Consider the following 18,330-nt stretch of genomic DNA (forward strand, 5'->3'; position numbering starts at 1 on the left):
ATAGGAGCACCCACTGACAACGGCCCCTTGTTTCTTCGCGGAGCGGGGGTGGGGCTGCAGGGGCGGGGGGCCATGAAGCGGGCCGGCCCGTCGCCTTGCCCGTGTCAGCCCCCTCCGCCCCGGCCTGTCGCCCTGCTCCCGCCTGTCGCCCCGCCCCGCCTCCGTCGGTGCCGCCCCGGCCTGTCGCCCCGCCACTGGCGGTCCCGCCCCGGCCTGTCCACCTCCCCCTGTCTGCCCGGTCCCGGCCCGTCGTCCTGCTCTGCGTCAGCCTCGTCCCGGCTGCCGCTCGGCGGTGCGACGGCTCCGTACCGCCTCGCCCCTGCCTCAGTCGCGGACCACCGTCACCGGGCACGGCGCGTGCTGGGTGACGTGGAGGCTGACGGAGCCGAGCAGGGTGGCCTTGAAGCCGGTGTGGCCCCGGGCCCCCACGACGAGAAGGTCGGCGCCCTGGGCGCGGTCGAGCAGGGCCTGGGCCGGATTGCCGATGACCACGATCTTGCTGACCGCGGCGGCCCCCGCGGCGCCGAGAGCCTCCTCCAGCGCCTCGTTGAGGGAGACGGTGGCCAGGGCCTGCGGGTCGAAGTCCTCCGGCATGCCCGGCATCATCGAAGCCCAGCTGGTGGCGGGGTACTCCCAGCTGTTCACGGCCTCCACCGTGGCTCCGGTCAGCTCGGCCTGGCGTACGGCCCAGTGCAGTGCCTTGATCGAGGAGTCGGATCCGTCGACGCCCACAACGATCCTGCCCATATCTGCCTCCAGCTCGGTCGCGCTCGGTACAGCATCCGGTCTCACTGTAATCAAATAGGGCAATCGGGGTGGGGCGGTGTGCCACCGGGGTTCGCCCCGGCTCGCCCCCCTCGCTCGCCCCGCGCGGCCCCGGATTGCCCCTTCGCTCGCCCTCCTCCCACCCCGGCTCGCCCCCTCGCTCGCCCCCGGCTCGCTCGCCCCGTCAGCCCGGCTCCGGTCAGCGCGCCCCGACAGCGGTCTGCCCGGGGCGGACGGTCGCCCGGGGCGGACCGCCAGGGTGGTCAGCCCAGCCGCAGGTCCGCGAGCTGCTGCTCGAAGGGGACGACCGCGTCCTCCCCGTCGTCCTGGCCCACGGTCCGCGAGGCCCCGGAGACCGCAGGGCCGAGGACCGCGGAGGCCAGTTCCCCGCCCGCGCGCCGGATCCGGGACGGCAGGCCCTCGGTGTGCTCGTCGCCCGAGGAGCCCCAGTCCTCGGAGGCCGCGTAGACGGAGGTGGGCACGGTGACGGCCCGCAGGTAGGCGAAGAGCGGGCGCAGGGCGTGCTCCAGGACCAGCGAGTGCCGGGCCGTGCCGCCGGTCGCGGCGATCAGGACGGGCGTGCCGGTCAGCGCGGCGGGGTCGATCAGGTCGAAGAACGACTTGAACAGACCGCTGTACGAGGCGGTGAACACGGGGGTCACGGCGATCAGCCCGTCGGCCTCCGTGACCGCGTCGATCGCCTCGCGCAGCCCGGCCGGCGGGAACCCGGTGACCAGGTGGTTCGCGATGTCCACGGCGAGATCGCGCAGCTCGATGACGCGGATCTCGACGTCTCCGTCCTGCCCGGCCGCGAGGCGCTCACGGGTGGCGGCGGCCAGCCGGTCGGCCAGCAGCCGGGTGGAGGACGGCCGGCTCAGCCCGGCCGATACGGCGACGATGCGCTGCGGTGCGGTGGCGGTCATCGAGGTCAGACCTCCTTCTTCTGCTCAGGGGCGCGGGCCGCGGTCACCGCCGGGTGGACGGGCGCGGACTCCGGCACTCCGGCCGGCCGCAGGTTGGCGAACTCCTTGCGCAGGACGGGTACGACCTCTTCGCCGAGGAGGTCGAGCTGCTCCAGGACCGTCTTCAGCGGGAGCCCCGCGTGGTCCATCAGGAACAGCTGGCGCTGGTAGTCCCCGACCGCGTCCCGGAAGGTCAGCGTCCGCTCGATGACCTCCTGCGGGGAACCCACGGTCAGCGGGGTCTCACGGGTGAAGTCCTCCAGGGAGGGGCCGTGGCCGTAGACCGGTGCGTTGTCGAAGTAGGGGCGGAACTCCCGTACCGCGTCCTGCGAGTTCTTCCGCATGAACACCTGGCCGCCGAGCCCGACGATGGCCTGTTCGGCGGTGCCGTGCCCGTAGTGGGCGTACCGGCGCCGGTAGAGGCCGACCATCTTCTTCGTGTGCTCCATGGGCCAGAAGATGTTGTTGTGGAAGAAGCCGTCGCCGTAGTACGCGGCCTGCTCGGCGATCTCCGGGGAGCGGATGGAGCCGTGCCAGACGAATGGCGGGACGCCGTCCAGCGGGCGCGGCGTGGCGGTGAAGGACTGGAGCGGCGTACGGAACCTGCCCTCCCAGTCCACGACGTCCTCGCGCCACAGCCGGTGCAGCAGGGCGTAGTTCTCGATGGCCATCGGGATGCCCTGGCGGATGTCCTTGCCGAACCAGGGGTAGACCGGTCCGGTGTTGCCCCGGCCCATCATCAGGTCGACGCGGCCGTCCGCGAGGTGCTGGAGGGTGGCGTAGTCCTCGGCGATCTTCACCGGGTCGTTGGTGGTGATCAGCGTGGTGGACGTGGACAGGATCAGGTTCTCGGTGCGGGCGGCGATGTGGCCGAGCGTCGTTGTCGGGGACGACGGGACGAACGGCGGGTTGTGGTGCTCGCCGGTCGCGAAGACGTCCAGCCCGACTTCCTCGGCCTTCTGCGCGATGGCCAGGGTCGCCTTGATCCGCTCGTTCTCGGTGGGGGTCCGGCCGGTGGTCGGGTCGGTCGTGACGTCCCCGACGGTGAAGATCCCGAACTGCATGGCGTCCGCCTTCCTGAGTCCCGGCCGGGGATGACGCCCCTCGCCGATTTGGTTGAATGTTGAACTACACCCTACAACGGCACCCCCCTCCCGCCTATTCCACGGGCTTCCGGTCACCTGTCCCGGCGTGTCTTCCGGCCGGTGCGTACACTCGGCCCATGACCTCCCTTCCGTGCCGGAACTGGTGGCGCTCCTCCTAGGAGCGGCCACAGCATCTGCACGGAACCAGGGCCGTTCGACATGGACGGCCCTTTTCGCTGCCCTCGTACGGCGTGGACAGGGAAGACGGAGAGCGCAGCGGTGCTCACCGGCGGGGCCGTCCCTCACGGATCACTCACGCGAGGAGAAGCACCCACCATGACCGCGACCACCGCCGGACCCCGCAGCACCGGACCCGCCCGCACCGAGCACCCCCGCACCGAGCACCCCGGCTCCGAGAGCCGCACCGCCGAGCTGGAGCGCCGCATCGCCCAGGACCCCGGCGGCTTCCGGGTCCTCACCGGGGACCGACCCACCGGCGCCCTTCACCTCGGCCACTACTTCGGCTCCCTGCGCAACCGGGTCCGCCTCCAGGATCTCGGTGTGGACGTCATCGTCCTCATCCCCGACTACCAGGTCATCACCGACCGGGACACGGCGGAGCGGCTGGGGGAGTACACCGACGGGCTGCTCCTGGACTACCTGGCCCTCGGTATCGACCCCGCCCGGTCCACCGTCTTCTGCCACAGCGCCGTCCCCGCGCTGAACCAGCTCATGCTGCCCTTCCTGAGCCTGGTCTCCGTGGCGGAGCTGAACCGCAACCCCACGGTCAAGGACGAGATCGCGCACTCCCGGCAGTCCACGGTGAGCGGGCTGATGCTCACCTACCCGGTCCACCAGGCCGCCGACATCCTGTCCTGCAAGGGCAACCTGGTCCCGGTCGGCCGGGACCAGGCGCCCCACCTGGAAGTCACCCGGACCATCGCCCGCCGCTTCAACGAGCGGTACGGCCCCGTCTTCCCGGAACCGGACATGCTGCTCTCCGCCGCGCCCCTGCTGCTCGGCACGGACGGTACGAAGATGAGCAAGAGCCGGGGCAATTCCGTCCCGCTCTCCGCCACCGCCGACGAGACCGTCCGCCTCCTCAGGGGCGCGACCACGGACGCCGACCGGCACATCACCTACGACCCCGTGGCCCGCCCCAACGTCTCCTCCCTGGTGCTGCTGGCCGCTCTCTGCCTCGACCGGGACCCGCACGAGGTCGCGGCGGAGATCGGGGGCGGCGGGGCTGCCGCGCTGAAGCGGACGGTGACGGACGCGGTCAACAGCCACCTGGCCCCCTTCCGGGCCCGGCGGGCGGAGTACGCGAAGGACCTGACCGGTGTACGGTCGGTGCTCCGCGCGGGCAACGAGCGGGCGAACGCCCTGGCGGAGGCCACGCTGGACGAGGTGCGGGAGGCGATGGGCGCGGTCCGCTAGCGACCGGCCGAGCAACGGGGCAGCCCGCCCCCCCCGGGGCCGCCCCGCCCGCCGACCGTTGCCGTCGCGGACACTGCCTCGGTGCCGTCCCCGCGCTGCGACCGCTGTTGCCGCAGCCACTGCCTCGGCACCGTCCCCGCGCCGCCGACCACCGCCGTGGCAGCTACTGCCTCGGCGCCGCCGACCGCTGTCGCCGCAGCAGTTCCGCCAGGCCCCGGCGGGTGGCGGCGATCACCACCCGGTCCTGGGCGCGCAGGACGTACCCGGGGTGCAGGTCCCAGACCAGGCTGGAGGGCGGCGGGGTCGCGTCGCCCTCCGGGTCGAACGGGGGCAGGGCGGCCAGGTCCGGGGTGCGGTCGGCGGGCGGGGTGGCGTCGATGGCCAGGACCCGCCAGGCGCCCGCCCGGAACGCCTGCTCGACCGTGCGGTCCTCCAACTGCGGGTGCCCCGCCACCTCCAGGGCGGCGAACAGCATCACCTTGCGCTCGACCGGGATCGCGCCGAGGACCTGGCGGCCCATCATGGCGCCCGCGAACGCCGGGGCGGCCAGATGGGAGACCGAGCGGGAGCGGGTCAGGGCCTGGGGGTGCGCGGTGCGCAGGGTGCGGTAGACGGCGGTGGCGAACTCGTCGTCGTACAGCCGCAGCGCGACCCTCAGGTCCGGCTTCACCGAGCGCGCGTACAGCGTCGCCTCCAGGTTCGTCGTGTCGCTGCTGGTCAGCGCGAGCAGGGCGCGGGCGCGGTAGACCTTGGCCGACTCCAGAACGCCCTCCTGCGTGACGTCGCCGATCACGGTCGGCACGTGCAGGGCGCGGGCCAGCGGGATGCCGCGCGCGTCGGAGTCCTCCTCCACGACGACCACGGGGATGCCGAGTTCCCGCAGGCGTACGAGGACACGCGTACCGATCTTGCCGAGCCCCAGCAGCACCACGTGCCCCGAAAGACCGCGCGGCGGGCGGCGCAGCGACGAGGCCGTGCGCAGGGTGCCGAACGCCTCCAGGACGGCGGCGATCAGCAGCGGCAGCAGGAGCAGACCGGCGATGCCGGAGAGGATCTGGATGATCTGCCGGGCCGCCGACGCGTCCTCGGCCGGGTCGTTCATGCCCAGCAGGTCCAGGAGGGTCAGGTAGGCGGAGTGGAGCGCGGTGTCCTCGGTCGTCAGCAGCGAGGCGACCACCAGCGCCACCGCGGCGAGCGCGAAGCCCAGGGCCGACCAGCGCAGCCGGCGCGAGAAGATCTGGGCGAGCGGTGCGCCCCTGCCTCCCATCCGGGTCGCGGGCCGGTCCGGGTCGGCGCGGCTGATCGCTTCGAGGACCACCGTGCCCCGGCCGGTCGCCCCGGCGACGGCGCGTTCGTCGGGCAGGAGCCGCGGGGCCTCGTCGCCGCTGCTGTCCGAACCCTCCGCGCCCGCCGGGTCGTTGGTGGTGGAGGAGAGCAGGGCGAGGGTGCACAGTCCGGGGTCGGCGCTCTCCCCGGAGGCCGGCGGCGGGCGCTCGGCGGCGCGCAGCAGCAGCCCCTCGGCCTGGATGACCTTGCTGCTGCCGGTCAGGGCGGTGGCGGCGAGGGCCGGGGCGGCGGTGTCGGCGTCGGACAGGACCGTGGTGGAGGCGTCCAGCAGCGCCCGGTCGATCCCGGGCATGGCGACGGCCGCCGCCTGGTCGAGCAGCTCCTCCAGATGCTGGCCGAGCTTGCGGTTGTAGAGCCGGATCACCAGCCGCAGCCGGGGGTTGAGGCGGCGGGCGGTCAGAGCCGCGCGGATGTTGCGCTCGTCGTCGTCGTAGACGAGGGCGAGGGCGGCGGCCCGGTCGATGCCCGCCTCCTCCAGGACGTCGTCGGAGGGCTCGGGCGCCTCCATGATGCGGACGGCCTCGACCCCGGCGTTGGTGTCGCCGCTGTCGCCGCTGTCGCCGGTGGCGCCGCCGCCGTTGCCCGCGCGGTTCATCGCCGCCGACATCCGGCCGAACAGGGCTGCCGCCCGGCCCCGTTGGGTCAGCGGGGTCTCCGGGCTGTTCGCGTCGCGGCCCGGCGGCAGGAGCAGCGTGACCCGTTCTCCGTAGATGTAGCGCAGTTCCACGGCGAGCCGGCGCGCGAGGGCGTCGTCCCCGCAGACGATCATGTGGCCGGCGGACGGCGGCCGTCCCGGCTGCTGAGGAAGTGGAGGCACGAAACCCAGCATGCCGTGATCCTTCCGGCTCGGTCTTCCCGATCGGCGTGGGGCGTTGATCAGTGCGGGGGCGTCGATCGGTACGGGGCGTCGACGATCTTCGCATGGCGGCCGGGAGCGGGCCGGCCGTCGCCCCCGCCGCCGTTGACGCCCCCCGCAGATCCCGCGAGCGGATACCGGGGGTCCGCCGCCCGCTGGATCGCCGTCTCGATGGCGGCGATCCGGTCCGCGAGCAGTCCCAGCGCGGCCACGGCACGGGTCATCGGATCGCCCTCCGGACCGCCGAGTGCCTGCGTACGGACGTAGCCGCCGCAGATCGCCGCCCACCGCTCGGCCTGTTCGGCGGTGAGCGCGGAGCGCAGGGCGGCCAGCTTCAGCAGATTCGCCTCGGCCCCGGTGGTGAGCGTCTGGGCCTCGCCCGCGTAGTGGTCGTCGATCACGGCGGAGAGCTCGTCGTCGTTCATGACGGGCACGATCCGCTCGGCGATCTTGTTCATGTTGCGGTACGAACCCTGGAGCCGGAACGGCGGTTCGGTACGGGTGGCGTCCGTCTGCGCGGCCGACGCGATGTACGCGGCGTTCACCGCGAGCACGGTGTCCCGGGCCGTGAGGAGGTGCCGCAGCACCGCCAGGACGCGGTCCAGTTCCGCTGCGGAGTACGGGTGTTCCAGGTGCTCGGCACGTGCCGCCGGGTCGCTGCCGCCCGCCAGCCGCACCAGCAGCGCCAGATCGTCCCGGGAACGGCCGGCCAGCGGGGCGAGGACCGGGTTGGCGGTCAGCGCGTTCTCCACGAAGCTCAGCGCGAAGACGTCCTCCCGGCCGCTCAGCACCTCGCCGAGGTTCCACACGTCGGCCCGGTTGGCGAGCATGTCGGGGATGCGGAACTGCTCGCCGGACTCGGTGTACGGGTTGCCCGCCATGCACACCGCGAACCGCTTGCCCCGCAGGTCGTAGCTGCGCGGCTCGCCGTCCCGGACACCCTCGATCCGGCGCGTGGCGTCGCACAGCGGAATGAACTTCTGGAGCAGTTCGGGCGAGGTGTGCTGGATGTCGTCGAGGTAGAGGAGGGTGTTGTTGCCCGCCTCCAGCGCGAAGTTGATCTTCTCGACCTCCTGCCGGGCGGTGGCGCTCGGGGCCCGGTCCGGGTCGAGGGAGGTCACGTCGTGGCCGAGGTTCGGCCCGCTGACCTTGACCAGGACCATGCCGAGCCGGTCCGCGACGTACTCCATCAGCGTCGTCTTGCCGTAGCCGGGCGGCGAGACGAGCAGCAGCAGCCCCTGCGAGTCGGTGCGCCGGTCGGCGTCGGCGGTGCCGAGCTGCTTGGCCAGGCTGTCGCCGATCAGCGGCAGGTACACCTCGTCGAGCAGCCGGTTGCGGACGAACGCCGACATCACGCGCGGCCGGTGGTCGTCCAGCCGGAGCCGGCCGCGCTCGGCGGTCACCAGGGAGGTGCGCAGCCGCTGGTAGGCGCGGAACCCGGGCACGGTGGTGTCACGGAACTCGGCGGTACGGGACAGGAGTTCGTCGATCCGTACGGTGAGGGCCCCGCCGTCCGCGATGCGCGGGTGATCGCCGAGGAGACCCTCAAGACGTTCGGTGAGCGGCGCGTCGCACGCGTACCGCTCCAGCTGGGGGCAGAGCTCCACCGCGACGGCCTCCGCCAGATCGCCGCCACCGATTCCCGCCCCGGTCCCGGAGGAACCTGTGGTCCCGGCGGAACCCGTGGTCCCGGCGGCCCCGACGGACTCGGCGTACGGGACGAGCCAGCCCTCCACGAGCTGCTTGCGGGCGGCCAGGTCGTCGCCCAGGGCCGCCAGGTCCTCCGCGTACCCGTCGGGCCCGGCGGCCCGGTGGAACCCGTCGAGGAACGTCCGGGCCGCGGCGGACCGCACGAACCCGGCCGGACCGCTCGTCAGCTCCTCGAAGAGGTACGCGGCGACGGCCTTGGGCCGTACCCCGTCCGCTGCCGCCGGGCCGGACGCGATCGCCGCCGCCCACTCCTCCTGGAGCACGGCGATGGCCGGGGCCAGCCCGAAGGTGTCGCGGGCGCGGGCCAGCGACACCGCCCGCCGTGCCCAGGACGTGCGAAGGCCCGCGTCCACGCCGTACGTCCAGAACAGCTGGGCGGCCGCCCGCACCCCGGGCTCGTGGCGCAGCAGCCCGGCGTCCGCGTGCAGGCGCAGCAGGGCGGCCAGGATCGCGGCGGCGTCCTCGTCGTGGACGCCCCGCGTGTACCCCTCGTCGTACGCCTCGGCGGCGGACTCCCGTACCAGCCGCACCCGTTCTCCATCGGACAGGGCGGCCAGACGGCTCGCCCCGTGCTCGTCGAGGAGCCGGGCGGCGAGGTGCTCGGCGCGGTAGACGGCGGCGTTCTCCGAGGGGAGCAGCTGCTCCCAGTACGGCCGGGCCGCCGTGAACGCCGGGTCGCTGACCGGGGACCGGTAGTCCGTCCCGGTCAGCGCGAAGACCAGGCTCTCCCCGGAGGGGACGAGCGTCAGGTCGAACGGCTGGGTGTTCACCGCGAACCGGTGGCGGCCCAGCCGGATCACGGACCCGCCGTCCGCGTACAGCTCGCTGCGGTCGCGCAGGGCCCGGCCCGCCTCCTGCCGGGCCGCCTTCAGCCGCCCGTCCAGCTCCTCGGCCCGTACCGGGTCACCGAGTTCGCGCAGCTCGTCCGCGGTCCGCCGGATCTTGGCGACCATCGGGTCGGAGGCGAAGTAGGTGTGGACGGCGTCGAGATCGTCCAGGGCGGCCACCCGCCGGGCGATGGTCTCCAGCACCCGGTCCGCCGACCCGGCCAGCCGCTCCGCGCGCCGCGCCCGCTCGTCCTGGAGGGTCTGCTTGCGGGCGGAGAACGCCTCGTACACCTCGGTGCGCCGCTCGGCCAGCTCGGCGAGGAAGTCGTCGAACTCCGCGAACCGCGACTCCAGGTTCTCCAACTGAAGTAGCAGTCGGGCCAGTTGGTCGTCGCACGCCTCCGGTGCGTCCGCGGCGGCCAGTGCGCCCGTGACCGCCTGCCCGAGCAGCGCGAACTCGGCGGCGAACTCGGCCCGCCCCTCCTTCGACAGCAGCTCCCTGCGGCGCGCGTCCAGCGTGGCACGGGCCCGGTTCGCCCCGCCCAGCACCTCCGCGATCCGCTCCAGGATCGAGGTGCGCACGGTGGCGTCGCCGATGTCGAGCCCGGCCACGACGTCCGTGACGGTGGCCAGCCCGTCCGTCATGGCGGCCAGCCGGTCCGTCACGGCGGAGGCGTCCCGCACGGTCTCCAGCGCCCCCGCCTCGGCCACGAGCTTCGCGATGTCCTCGTGGTACCCGTCGAACGCGTCCTCGCGGGCGAGGAAGGAGACGGCCCGCTGGGCGGCCGAGGCGATGTCGCCCTCGGTCCGGGCCGACAGCTCGGCGATCCGCTCGACGTCGGCGTACCGCATCTCGCCGACCGTCGCCAAGTGACCGTGGGCCTGCCGCAGTTCGGTCAGCCGCTCGACCCACACGGACGCCGAACCGGGCACCTCGCCGCGCACCCGCCGCACCAGCGCGGTGATGCGCCCGGCGGTCTCCTCCAGCGCGTCGGCGGCCCGCCGGGTCAGATCCTGTACGGCCGTGAACTCGGCCAGCACCTGCTGCGCGGTCGCCCGCAGCTCGGCCAACGGCTCACCGAGCGAACCCAGTTCCGGGTCGGACAGCCAGTGGTAGCGGTCCTGGGCACGCGCGCAGTCGGCGGCGAGCTGCCCGTACACCGCGGTCGTGGGCGTCATGTCCTGAACGCCGTGCGCGAGCGCGAGGCAGTCCGAGATCCCGCGCACCAGATCGGCGTTGCCGGTCCGGGCGAGCGGCCCGGACCCGGCCGGCCGGGCGGCGGCGTAGGTCTCGGAGACGTACGGGGTCTGCCAGCGCTGCAACGGGTGCACGCGGGCCGGCCCGTCCGGGGTGTCCCGGAGCAGGATCAGCGTCCCGTCGTCCAGCAGCGCGTGCCCGCGCCCGGTGAGCGGGGTGGCCACCTCCTGGCGGATCAGGTTGTAGGGGAGGAGGAGGCTGCGGAGGCCGTCGCGCGAGCGGAAGACGTAGAGCACGTCCTCCCCGTTGGGCGAGCGGACGGCGCCCTCGAAGACCGGCTCGGTCAGCTCCTCGGCGGTGTCGAAGGTCTTCGCGGTGCCGGTGGTGAGGTAGTAGCCGCCGGGGAAGATGATCCCCTGGTCCTCGGGGAGGCGGTGGCAGGCGGGCCCGATGGAGTCGAGGCGCTGGACGCTGCCCAGCAGCGAGTTGAAGACGAGGTACCGCCAGTCCGTCTCCTTGTACGGCCGCACGCGCAGCAGCACCAGCGGTCCGACCTCGGCGTGGGCCACGTCGGCGTCGGCCAGCGACTGCAACGGCTCGTCGACGGGCTCCTCGTAGATCCCGTCCGGCGACTCGGTGTCGTCGGTGACCTTGACGGTGAGGGTCCCGCCGAGCGTGTCGACGAAGAGACCGCCGCCCTTGCCGATGGCGATGTGCGGGTGCCGCCCCGGGACATGGTCCTCCCGCCCGGCGACGGTCCACTCGAAGTCGTGCGAGGCCGGGAAGACGTGGTCCCGCTCGCCCTGCGCGTCCAGGAACGCCCCCGGCGACCCGTCCGCGCCCAGGGCCCAGCGCAGTACGCGGATGTCCTCGGCCCGCTCGCCCGTGCGGAAGACGGCGAGGAGCTTGCCGCCCGTCCGGCGCAGGCGCAGGAGGCGGGCGTCGCGGAAGTAGCGGTGGAGGGAGCCGAACTCGCGGCGGAACCCTTCGTCGTCGAGCAGGGTGCCGTCCGGGACCGCGGCCGTCGTGGTCCCGGCGGCCTCCGGGGCGCCGCCCCCGGCCCCGGTCTCCGGCGCGGCGCCGTCGTCGCCGGCCCCCGTTCCCGCCGTGGAGGCACCGTCGCCGGGTCCGGCGTCCCGGAGGAGGAGGACGTCCCGGACCGCGGCCTCTCCGCGCGCCCCCGGGCCCCGCTCGAACCCGAAGAGGAGCTTCCCGCCGACGGCGACGAGGTCGCGCGGCACCGAGGCGTGCTCGGTGCGCACCTGCTCGGTGGCCAGCAGCCGCAGCCCGGTGGACCCGAACTCCTCGGTCCGCCGGGCGTTGAGCGCCTCGGCCCGCCGCACGAGCTCCCCGGCCTGCGCGGAGAGCCGCCGCCGCAGCACCTCGTAGGCACCGGCGTCCACCTCGCCCCGGCCGCTGTGGGCGTCCTGGGGCTCGGTGGCGGTGGCGGTGATGTCGCTGTCCATGCGTACGGCTCCCTACGTGTTGCGTCATGTGCCGGCCGCCCCCGCCCGGCCGGTGTGCGGGGTGGGCCGGGAGTTCCGGCCGGCCCGGCGTTCGGGGACCCGGCCCCGGGGCTGTCGGGTCCGCCCCGCCGGCCCGGAGTTCCGGACCGTCCGGCGCTCGGGAACGGGCCCCCGTCCCGGCGGGCCCGCTCCCGGCGTGCGGGGCGAGGCCCGGGACTTCCGGCCCGGCGGCGTTCGAGGACGAAACCCCTGGCCCGGAGGGCCCGCCCTGACGGGCGGCCGGGCCCTGATGCGCCCACCCCCGTGGGACGCACCCGGGTGGCCGGGTCCTGGTGCGCCCACCCCCGTGGGACGCACCCGGGCGGCCGGGTCCTGGTGCGCCCACCCCCGTGGGACGCACACGCGGACCTTCCGGCCCCCCGGGCCAAGGGTTCCGTCCTCGAACGCCGGACGGGGCTGTGGTGGTGCGGGCCGGGCTACCCCTGCGCCCCGGCCCCGTTCAGCGACACCGCGGGAGCCCCCTGCCCACCGGCCGCCGAAGCCACCGGCAGATCCGCCAGGCCCAGCTCCTTCGCCGCCGCCAGCAACTGCTTCACCTGGCCCGAGGCCGCACCCGGCGCCCCCATCAGCCGCATCAGCAGCGCCGACACCGTCAGGTTCTGCACATCGCCCGTGGAGACGGACCCGAGCACCCGGCTCAGGTCGTCCGTGAAGGACGACGAACCGTCCAGCCACGACCCCGCCAGCGCCTGCGCCGTCTGGGAGTTGTCGACGAACCCGTCGACCGCCTTGCCGAGCGAGACCGACGACACGAGCCGGTCGAAGAAGACGGACTCCCCGCCGACGATGTCGATGTCGGCGTTCTCCAGGCCCGTCGCCAGGACCGACGCCTGCGCCTCGGCGACCTGCCGCTGCACGTCGAGTCCCGCGAGCCGGATCTCCTTCTCCGCGTCGAGCCGCAGGCGGTACTCCTCGTGCGTGCGGGACGCCTCGTCCAGCGCCGCCATCGCCGCCGCCTTCTCCGTGAGCCCCGCGGCCTCCGCCTTCAGCTTCTCGCCGATGGCGGCGGCGTCCGCGGTCGCCTGCGCCTGGGTGCCCTCCGCGTCGGCGAGCGCCTTGAGCCGGGCGCCCTCCGCCTCGGCCTTGAGCCGGGCCGCCGTCGCCTCGGCCTCCGCGAGACCGGCCTTCTCGGTGACGTCCGCCTCCGCCTCCCGCACCTGTACGGCGGCGAGACCGGGCGCGGCCGTCTCGGCCTGGATGCCCTCCGCGAGCCGCAGCTTGGCCTGCGCGTCGAGGTCCGCGGTCTTGAGGCGCGCCTCGGCGAGCGTGAGCTGCTCGGCCGCCAGGTGCGAGGACGCCGCCTCGGCCGCCTCGGCCGCCTTGATGTCCTTGACCAGCTTCTCCTGGGCCTCCGCCTCGGCCGCGATGATGACCGACCTGCGGGCCCGCTCGGCGTCCTCGACGGCGCGCAGGGTGAGGATCGACTCCTCCTGCTCGGCGACCGTGCGGTCCACCGCGATCCGCTCGCGGATGACGTCGGCGACCTCGCGGCGCTCGGCCTCGACCTCCTTCGTGGCGGCGATCCGGTTCAGCTCGGTCTCGCGCTCGCGCCCGATGACCTCCAGCATCCGGTCCTTCTCGATGCGCTCGCTCTCGACGGCGATGACCCGCTCGCGGTTCTTCTGCGCGACCGCGATCTCGCGGGCCTGGTTCTCGCGCTGGATGCCGAGCTGCTCCTCGGTCCTGATGAACGCGGTCTGCGCGCCGAGCCGCTCCTCCTCCTGCACCTGGGCGGTGGCCGCCTCCTCACGGGCGCGCAGGGTCTCGACCTCGCGACGCTGCTTGATCTCCGCCTCGGACTGCCGGCGCTCCAGCTCCAGGATCGTCTCGCGGGCGTCGACGTCCTGCCGGGTGATCTCCTTCTGCTCGGTGCGCTGGAACTCGTTGGTCCGCACGTGCTCGATCGCGGTCAGTTCGGTGATCTTCCGGATGCCCTGCGCGTCGAGGATGTTGGCCCCGTCGAGCTGGGCCATCGGGGTCTGCTCCAGGAAGTCGATCGCGGCGTCGTCGAGGTGGTAGCCGTTCAGGTCGGTGCCGATGACCTGGATGATCCGGTCCCGGAACTCCTCGCGCTTGGTGTACAGGTCGACGAAGTCGAGCTGCTTGCCGACGGTCTTGAGCGCCTCGGAGAACTTCGCGGCGAAGAACTGCTGGATGGCGTCCTTGTCGCTGGCCCGTTCCGTGCCGATGGCCTGGGCGACCTTGATGACGTCCTCGACGGTCTTGTTGACCCGGACGAAGAAGGTGATCTGGATGTCGGCGCGGATGTTGTCCTGGCAGATGAGCCCCTCGCGCCCGGCGCGGTGGATCTCGATCGTCTTCACCGAGATGTCCATCGTCTCGGCCCTGTGCAGCACGGGCAGGACCACGGCTCCGGTGAAGGTGACGTCCACCTTCTTGGTCTTGGAGATGATCAGCGCCTTGCCCTGCTCGACCTTGCGGAACAGCCGGGTGACGACGAAGGCGATGGCGATGACGATGAGCAGGACAACGGCGACGAGCACGCCGATGCCCAGGGAGATGGCATCCATAGAAGAGTCCTTGGCGGCTGGTTGGTACGGAAGTGGCGCGGCTGAGCGGCGGCGGTCACGGGGACGGCCGGACGGGCGTCAGCCGTTCGGGCCGGGATCGAGCGCGGTGTCGTAGGACGAGACCCAGAAGAACTCGCCGTCCGCGTCGTACGCGTAGAGGAGCCCGGTGCCGCCCATGACGAGCGGTGCGTCCTCGGCGCCCGGCCGCGGGGCCCGGGAGGGCGGCGGGAGGGATTCCGCCTGGCGGACCTGCACGATGGCTGTCGACCCGTCGCGCGAGAGGACTTCGGCCTGGCCGAACGTCGCGGTCACGGAGCCGGTGCGGATCGTGCAGACGCTGCCGACGAAGTCCAGCCGGGACGGCGGAGGTTGTGCCGGGAACCAGCTGCGGAAGCGGCGCACGAGGAGGCGGACGGCCCCCCAGGCGAGCAGCAGCGATCCGGCGAACACGGCGACCGCGAGCACCGCGCGGGTGGTGCTGCCGGTGTCGCTGTGGCGGAGCAGGACCGTGCCGGTCAGGCTCCCGAACCAGGCGAAGACGATCAGCAGGGAGACCGAGACGGAGACCGGGACACCGCCGAGGCCGGCCGGACCGGTGTCGAGGTCGGCGTCGAAGGAGTCGTGTCCGGCGGCCCCGACGAGCACCAGCAGCCAGAAGCAGACGATGACCACCAGAGCGGCGCCGAAGATGACGGCGGGGAATCCGATTGCCGCACTCACGAACTCGTCCATCGATCCCACCCCCTGCGATTCGGCGCGCGGGCCCTGAGGCGTGCGCTTGCGTGTTCCGGTACGGGGAAGGCGGGCGCCGGTCGGCGGGCGGCCGTCCGACGGGTTGCCCACCGGTGAGGCCGGGTCCGCGGGCGACGGGGCCCGGCGACCGCGGCGTGGTCGTGATCTGCCGCGGTGACCGGGTTGTTCCCCTGTTCCCCCGTGTTCCCCCGGGTACTTCCCCCGTGTGTTTCCCCCGTGTTGTTGCTGACCTGATCCTGTCATCCGGGACCGGCCCGACGCATTGCCGGATCCCGGCAATCTTTACGCTGTGCTCATGCCGGGCACCGGCATCACCCCGGATGTGCCGGGGGAATGACAGGACTGTTGCGGGGCTGAAGGGGAGCGCATGGCCGAGCTGAGGATTCCCGAGGAAATACTGGGCGATTATGCCCATATTCTGGGTGAAGTCGCCCTCACCGGCCGACGGCTGACCCGTAACGAACTGGAGGAGCGCCGCGCTCTGGGCCGTGCGGCGGCGGACGCGGGCCATCAGCTGCGGGCTCTGGTGACGATGCATCTGGCGCTGACCCGGAAAGCCTGGCCCCTGGCCGCTGCCGGAAACTCCCCTTCCGCCACCGATGCCGTCCTGGCCGCGGTGGAGCAGGCGGTCGACGCGTTCGCCGAAGGGTTCGAGCGGGCCCAACGCCTCACCGTGCGGCGGGAGGAGGCGGCACGCCGGGAGTTCATCGACGATCTGCTCTACGGGCGCAGCGACCTGGTCCGGCTCGCCGAGCGGGCGACCCGCTTCGGTCTGCGGCTCTCCCGGGCGCACGCGGTCGCGGTGGCGTCGGGCCCGGAGGCGTACACGGAGACGGACGCGGTGCCGCGCAGCGTGGAGACGGCGCTGCTGACGCGGTTCAGCGGGCGCAAGATCCTGCTCACGACGAAGGACGGCCGGATCGTCTGCATCGCGCCGGGCAGCCAGCCCGACGTCCTGCGGTACTTCGCGAAGCAGGCGCACGCGGCGACGGACGGCGGGCAGGTGGCGATCGGCCGCCCGCACAAGGGCCCCGGCGGGGTGGTCCACTCCTACGACGAGGCGCTCGAAGCCCTCGATCTGGCGGACCGGATGGGGATGGACGACCCCGTGCTGTACGCCTCGGACCTGCTGGTCTACCCGGTGCTGACCCGGGACCGGCAGGCGATGGCCGATCTGGTGCGCAGCGAGCTGGGACCGCTCCAGCAGGCCAGGGGCGGCGCGGAACCGTTGCTGAACACGCTGGCGGCCTACTTCGACGCGGGCTGCGTGGCCGCCGAGACCGCCCGCAGGCTGGCGTTGAGCGTACGGGCGCTGACGTACCGTCTGGAGCGCATCCACCAGCTGACCGGGTCGGACCCCTCGGACCCGGTGCACCGCTACACCCTGCAGACGGCGGTCATCGGCGCCCGGCTGCTGGACTGGCCGGCCAAGGAGCTGTGACGCCCCGGACCACGGCCGGGCCCCCGGACCCGCACCACGGGTCCGGGGCCCGGCCGTGGTCCCGGCGCCCCGAAGGCGGGCGGTGCCTACTCGTGCTTCTCGCCCGCCGGTTCCGGGGTGAGGTCGTCGTGCGAGCCCAGCCGGCGCTCGGGGGCGGACTTGGCGACGGGCTCGGCCTCCGTGCCGACGACGCCCACGTCGACGCCCGCGGCCGTGCCGCCGCCGCCCGCGCCGCGGCGGGCCTCGATCCGCGCCGCGACGGGCTGCGTCCAGCGGGCCGTGAGCGGGCCGATGATGACGAGGATCAGGACGTACGCGGTGGCGACGGGGCCGATGCGCGGCTCGGTGGCCACGGCCAGACCGGCGATGACGATGGAGAACTCACCGCGCGCCACGAGCGTGCCGCCCGCACGCCAGCGTCCGCGCGAGCCGATTCCGGCACGGCGGGCCGCGTAGTAACCGGTGCCGATCTTGGTGAAGGTCGTGATGAGGGCGAGCAGGGCCGCGGGCAGCAGCACCGGAGGGATGTCCGCCGGGTTCGTGGAGAGCCCGAAGAAGACGAAGAACACGGCGGCGAACAGGTCCCGCAGCGGGGTGAGCAGCTTGCGGGCGCCCTCGGCCACCTCCCCGGAGAGCGCGATGCCGACGAGGAACGCCCCGACGGCGGCGGACACCTGGAGCTGCTGGGCGACACCTGCGACCAGGACGGTGAGGCCGAGGACGACCAGGAGCAGCATCTCCGGGTTGTCGGAGGAGACCGCGCGGCTGATCAGGCGGCCGTGGCGGATCGCCAGGTAGAGCACGAGCCCGACCGCCCCGAGGGCGATGACGAGCGCGAGGCTGCCCCCGGCCAGGCCGACCCCGGCGAGCATGGCGGTGAGCAGCGGCAGGTACACCGCCATCGCCAGGTCCTCCATGACCAGGACGCCGAGGACGACGGGGGTCTCGCGGTTGCCGAGCCGGCCGAGGTCGGTCATGACCTTGGCGATCACCCCGGACGAGGAGATCCAGGTGACACCGGCGAGCGCGACGGCGCCCACGGGTCCCCAGCCGAGGACCAGGGCGGCGACGGCCCCGGGCGTCGCGTTGAGGACGAAGTCCACGGCGCCGGACGGGTACTGCGTCTTGAGGCTGGTGACCAGCTCCGATGCGCTGTATTCGAGCCCCAGCAGCAACAGCAGCAGGATGACGCCGATCTCGGCGCCCACCATGGTGAACTCCTCGCTGGCCTTGAGCGGGATCAGCCCACCGTGTCCGAAGGCCAGCCCGGCGAGCAGGTACAGGGGGATGGGGGAGAGACCTATCCGCCCGGCGAGCCGCCCCACGAGACCGAGCCCGAGGATGACGGCCCCCAGCTCCACCAGCAACGCGGTCGTGTCGTGCACGGTCAGCCCTCCGCAATGATCTCGGAGAGCGCGTCGACGCCCTCACGCGTACCGACGGCGACGAGTGTGTCCCCGATGGCCAGGCGAAAATCCGGGTCCGGCGACGGGTGCGCGCTGTGGGTGCGCAGCACCGCCACGATGGACGCCCCGGTCCGGGTCCGCGCCCGGGTCTCCCCCAGCAGCCGCCCGCCGTACGGGGAGCGGGCCCCGAGCGGGATGTGCTCGGTGACGAGATCGATGCCCTCGGTCCGTACGGCGTCGATGGGCGCCGGATCGATGAGGTGCGCCAGGGCGGTGGCCTCGGTCGTCGTCAGGGGGACGGAGAGCCGGCACGCATCAGGGTCGTCCTGTTCGTAGAACCCGATGAACCGGCGTCCGTCGTGGTGGATCACGACCGAGATGTGCTGACCCGTCTCGGTCGTGAAGTCGTACTGAGCACCCACTCCGGGCAACGACGTACGGCGGGTTCCCATGGCTTCCTCCCGGGACGTGCGGCGGTGGCCGCGT

11 protein-coding genes are annotated in these 18,330 nt (G+C 73.3%); 2 read left to right on the forward strand and 9 right to left on the reverse strand.

What is annotated here, in order from left to right:
* Positions 1-324 precede the first annotated feature (324 nt).
* The 3 genes from KME66_RS17385 to KME66_RS17395 all read right to left on the reverse strand — a co-directional run bounded on the left by KME66_RS17385 (position 325) and on the right by KME66_RS17395 (position 2,791).
* The gene (locus KME66_RS17385; protein WP_073222736.1) at positions 325-747 is read right to left on the reverse strand and encodes a universal stress protein; all 423 of its coding nucleotides are present in this window, start codon (positions 745-747) and stop codon (positions 325-327) included.
* Positions 748-1,028: 281 nt separating this feature from the next.
* Complete coding sequence (locus KME66_RS17390; protein ID WP_216323539.1) at positions 1,029-1,688, reverse strand: FMN reductase; 660 nt, start codon at positions 1,686-1,688, stop codon at positions 1,029-1,031.
* A 5-nt stretch (positions 1,689-1,693) separates the two neighbouring features.
* Entirely contained in the window at positions 1,694-2,791 is a 1,098-nt protein-coding gene (locus KME66_RS17395; RefSeq protein ID WP_073222733.1) for an LLM class flavin-dependent oxidoreductase, read from the reverse strand.
* 357 nt (positions 2,792-3,148) lie between these two features.
* On the opposite strand from KME66_RS17395, the gene trpS reads away from it, so the two are divergent.
* On the forward strand, positions 3,149-4,249 hold the full coding sequence (trpS, locus tag KME66_RS17400; protein ID WP_216323542.1) for a tryptophan--tRNA ligase: 1,101 nt from the start codon (positions 3,149-3,151) through the stop codon (positions 4,247-4,249).
* A gap of 163 nt (positions 4,250-4,412) precedes the next feature.
* On the opposite strand, the gene KME66_RS17405 is transcribed toward trpS, so the two are convergent.
* The 4 genes from KME66_RS17405 to KME66_RS17420 form a co-directional block, all read right to left on the reverse strand.
* Positions 4,413-6,425, reverse strand: a complete 2,013-nt coding sequence (locus KME66_RS17405; RefSeq protein ID WP_216323545.1) for an NAD(P)-binding protein — start codon at positions 6,423-6,425, stop codon at positions 4,413-4,415.
* A 47-nt stretch (positions 6,426-6,472) separates the two neighbouring features.
* On the reverse strand, positions 6,473-11,653 hold the full coding sequence (locus tag KME66_RS17410; RefSeq protein WP_216323548.1) for a DNA repair ATPase: 5,181 nt from the start codon (positions 11,651-11,653) through the stop codon (positions 6,473-6,475).
* Between the two features lie 476 nt (positions 11,654-12,129).
* Positions 12,130-14,244, reverse strand: coding sequence for a flotillin family protein (locus tag KME66_RS17415; protein ID WP_216323551.1), 2,115 nt, complete (start codon positions 14,242-14,244; stop codon positions 12,130-12,132).
* Positions 14,245-14,322: 78 nt separating this feature from the next.
* Complete coding sequence (locus KME66_RS17420) at positions 14,323-14,976, reverse strand: hypothetical protein (protein ID WP_216323554.1); 654 nt, start codon at positions 14,974-14,976, stop codon at positions 14,323-14,325.
* 388 nt (positions 14,977-15,364) lie between these two features.
* Between KME66_RS17420 and KME66_RS17425 the strand changes: the two genes are divergently transcribed.
* Complete coding sequence (locus tag KME66_RS17425; protein WP_073222722.1) at positions 15,365-16,438, forward strand: CdaR family transcriptional regulator; 1,074 nt, start codon at positions 15,365-15,367, stop codon at positions 16,436-16,438.
* An 86-nt stretch (positions 16,439-16,524) separates the two neighbouring features.
* Here KME66_RS17425 and KME66_RS17430 read toward each other — a convergent pair whose 3' ends face one another.
* Positions 16,525-17,823, reverse strand: a complete 1,299-nt coding sequence (locus tag KME66_RS17430) for a cation:proton antiporter (protein ID WP_216323556.1) — start codon at positions 17,821-17,823, stop codon at positions 16,525-16,527.
* A 2-nt stretch (positions 17,824-17,825) separates the two neighbouring features.
* Positions 17,826-18,296, reverse strand: coding sequence for a cation:proton antiporter regulatory subunit (locus KME66_RS17435; RefSeq protein WP_073222717.1), 471 nt, complete (start codon positions 18,294-18,296; stop codon positions 17,826-17,828).
* Between the last annotated feature and the right edge of the window lie 34 nt (positions 18,297-18,330).

Origin of the sequence: Streptomyces sp. YPW6 (assembly GCF_018866325.1) — a bacterium.
Lineage (GTDB): Bacteria > Actinomycetota > Actinomycetes > Streptomycetales > Streptomycetaceae > Streptomyces.

Coding starts and splice junctions, on each gene's coding strand:
- KME66_RS17385 (WP_073222736.1), bottom strand. CDS start 747: ATGGGCAGGATCGTTGTGGGCGTCGACGGATCCGACTCCTCGATCAAG.
- KME66_RS17390 (WP_216323539.1), bottom strand. CDS start 1,688: ATGACCGCCACCGCACCGCAGCGCATCGTCGCCGTATCGGCCGGGCTG.
- KME66_RS17395 (WP_073222733.1), bottom strand. CDS start 2,791: ATGCAGTTCGGGATCTTCACCGTCGGGGACGTCACGACCGACCCGACC.
- trpS (WP_216323542.1), top strand. CDS start 3,149: ATGACCGCGACCACCGCCGGACCCCGCAGCACCGGACCCGCCCGCACC.
- KME66_RS17405 (WP_216323545.1), bottom strand. CDS start 6,425: ATGCTGGGTTTCGTGCCTCCACTTCCTCAGCAGCCGGGACGGCCGCCG.
- KME66_RS17410 (WP_216323548.1), bottom strand. CDS start 11,653: ATGGACAGCGACATCACCGCCACCGCCACCGAGCCCCAGGACGCCCAC.
- KME66_RS17415 (WP_216323551.1), bottom strand. CDS start 14,244: ATGGATGCCATCTCCCTGGGCATCGGCGTGCTCGTCGCCGTTGTCCTG.
- KME66_RS17420 (WP_216323554.1), bottom strand. CDS start 14,976: ATGGACGAGTTCGTGAGTGCGGCAATCGGATTCCCCGCCGTCATCTTC.
- KME66_RS17425 (WP_073222722.1), top strand. CDS start 15,365: ATGGCCGAGCTGAGGATTCCCGAGGAAATACTGGGCGATTATGCCCAT.
- KME66_RS17435 (WP_073222717.1), bottom strand. CDS start 18,296: ATGGGAACCCGCCGTACGTCGTTGCCCGGAGTGGGTGCTCAGTACGAC.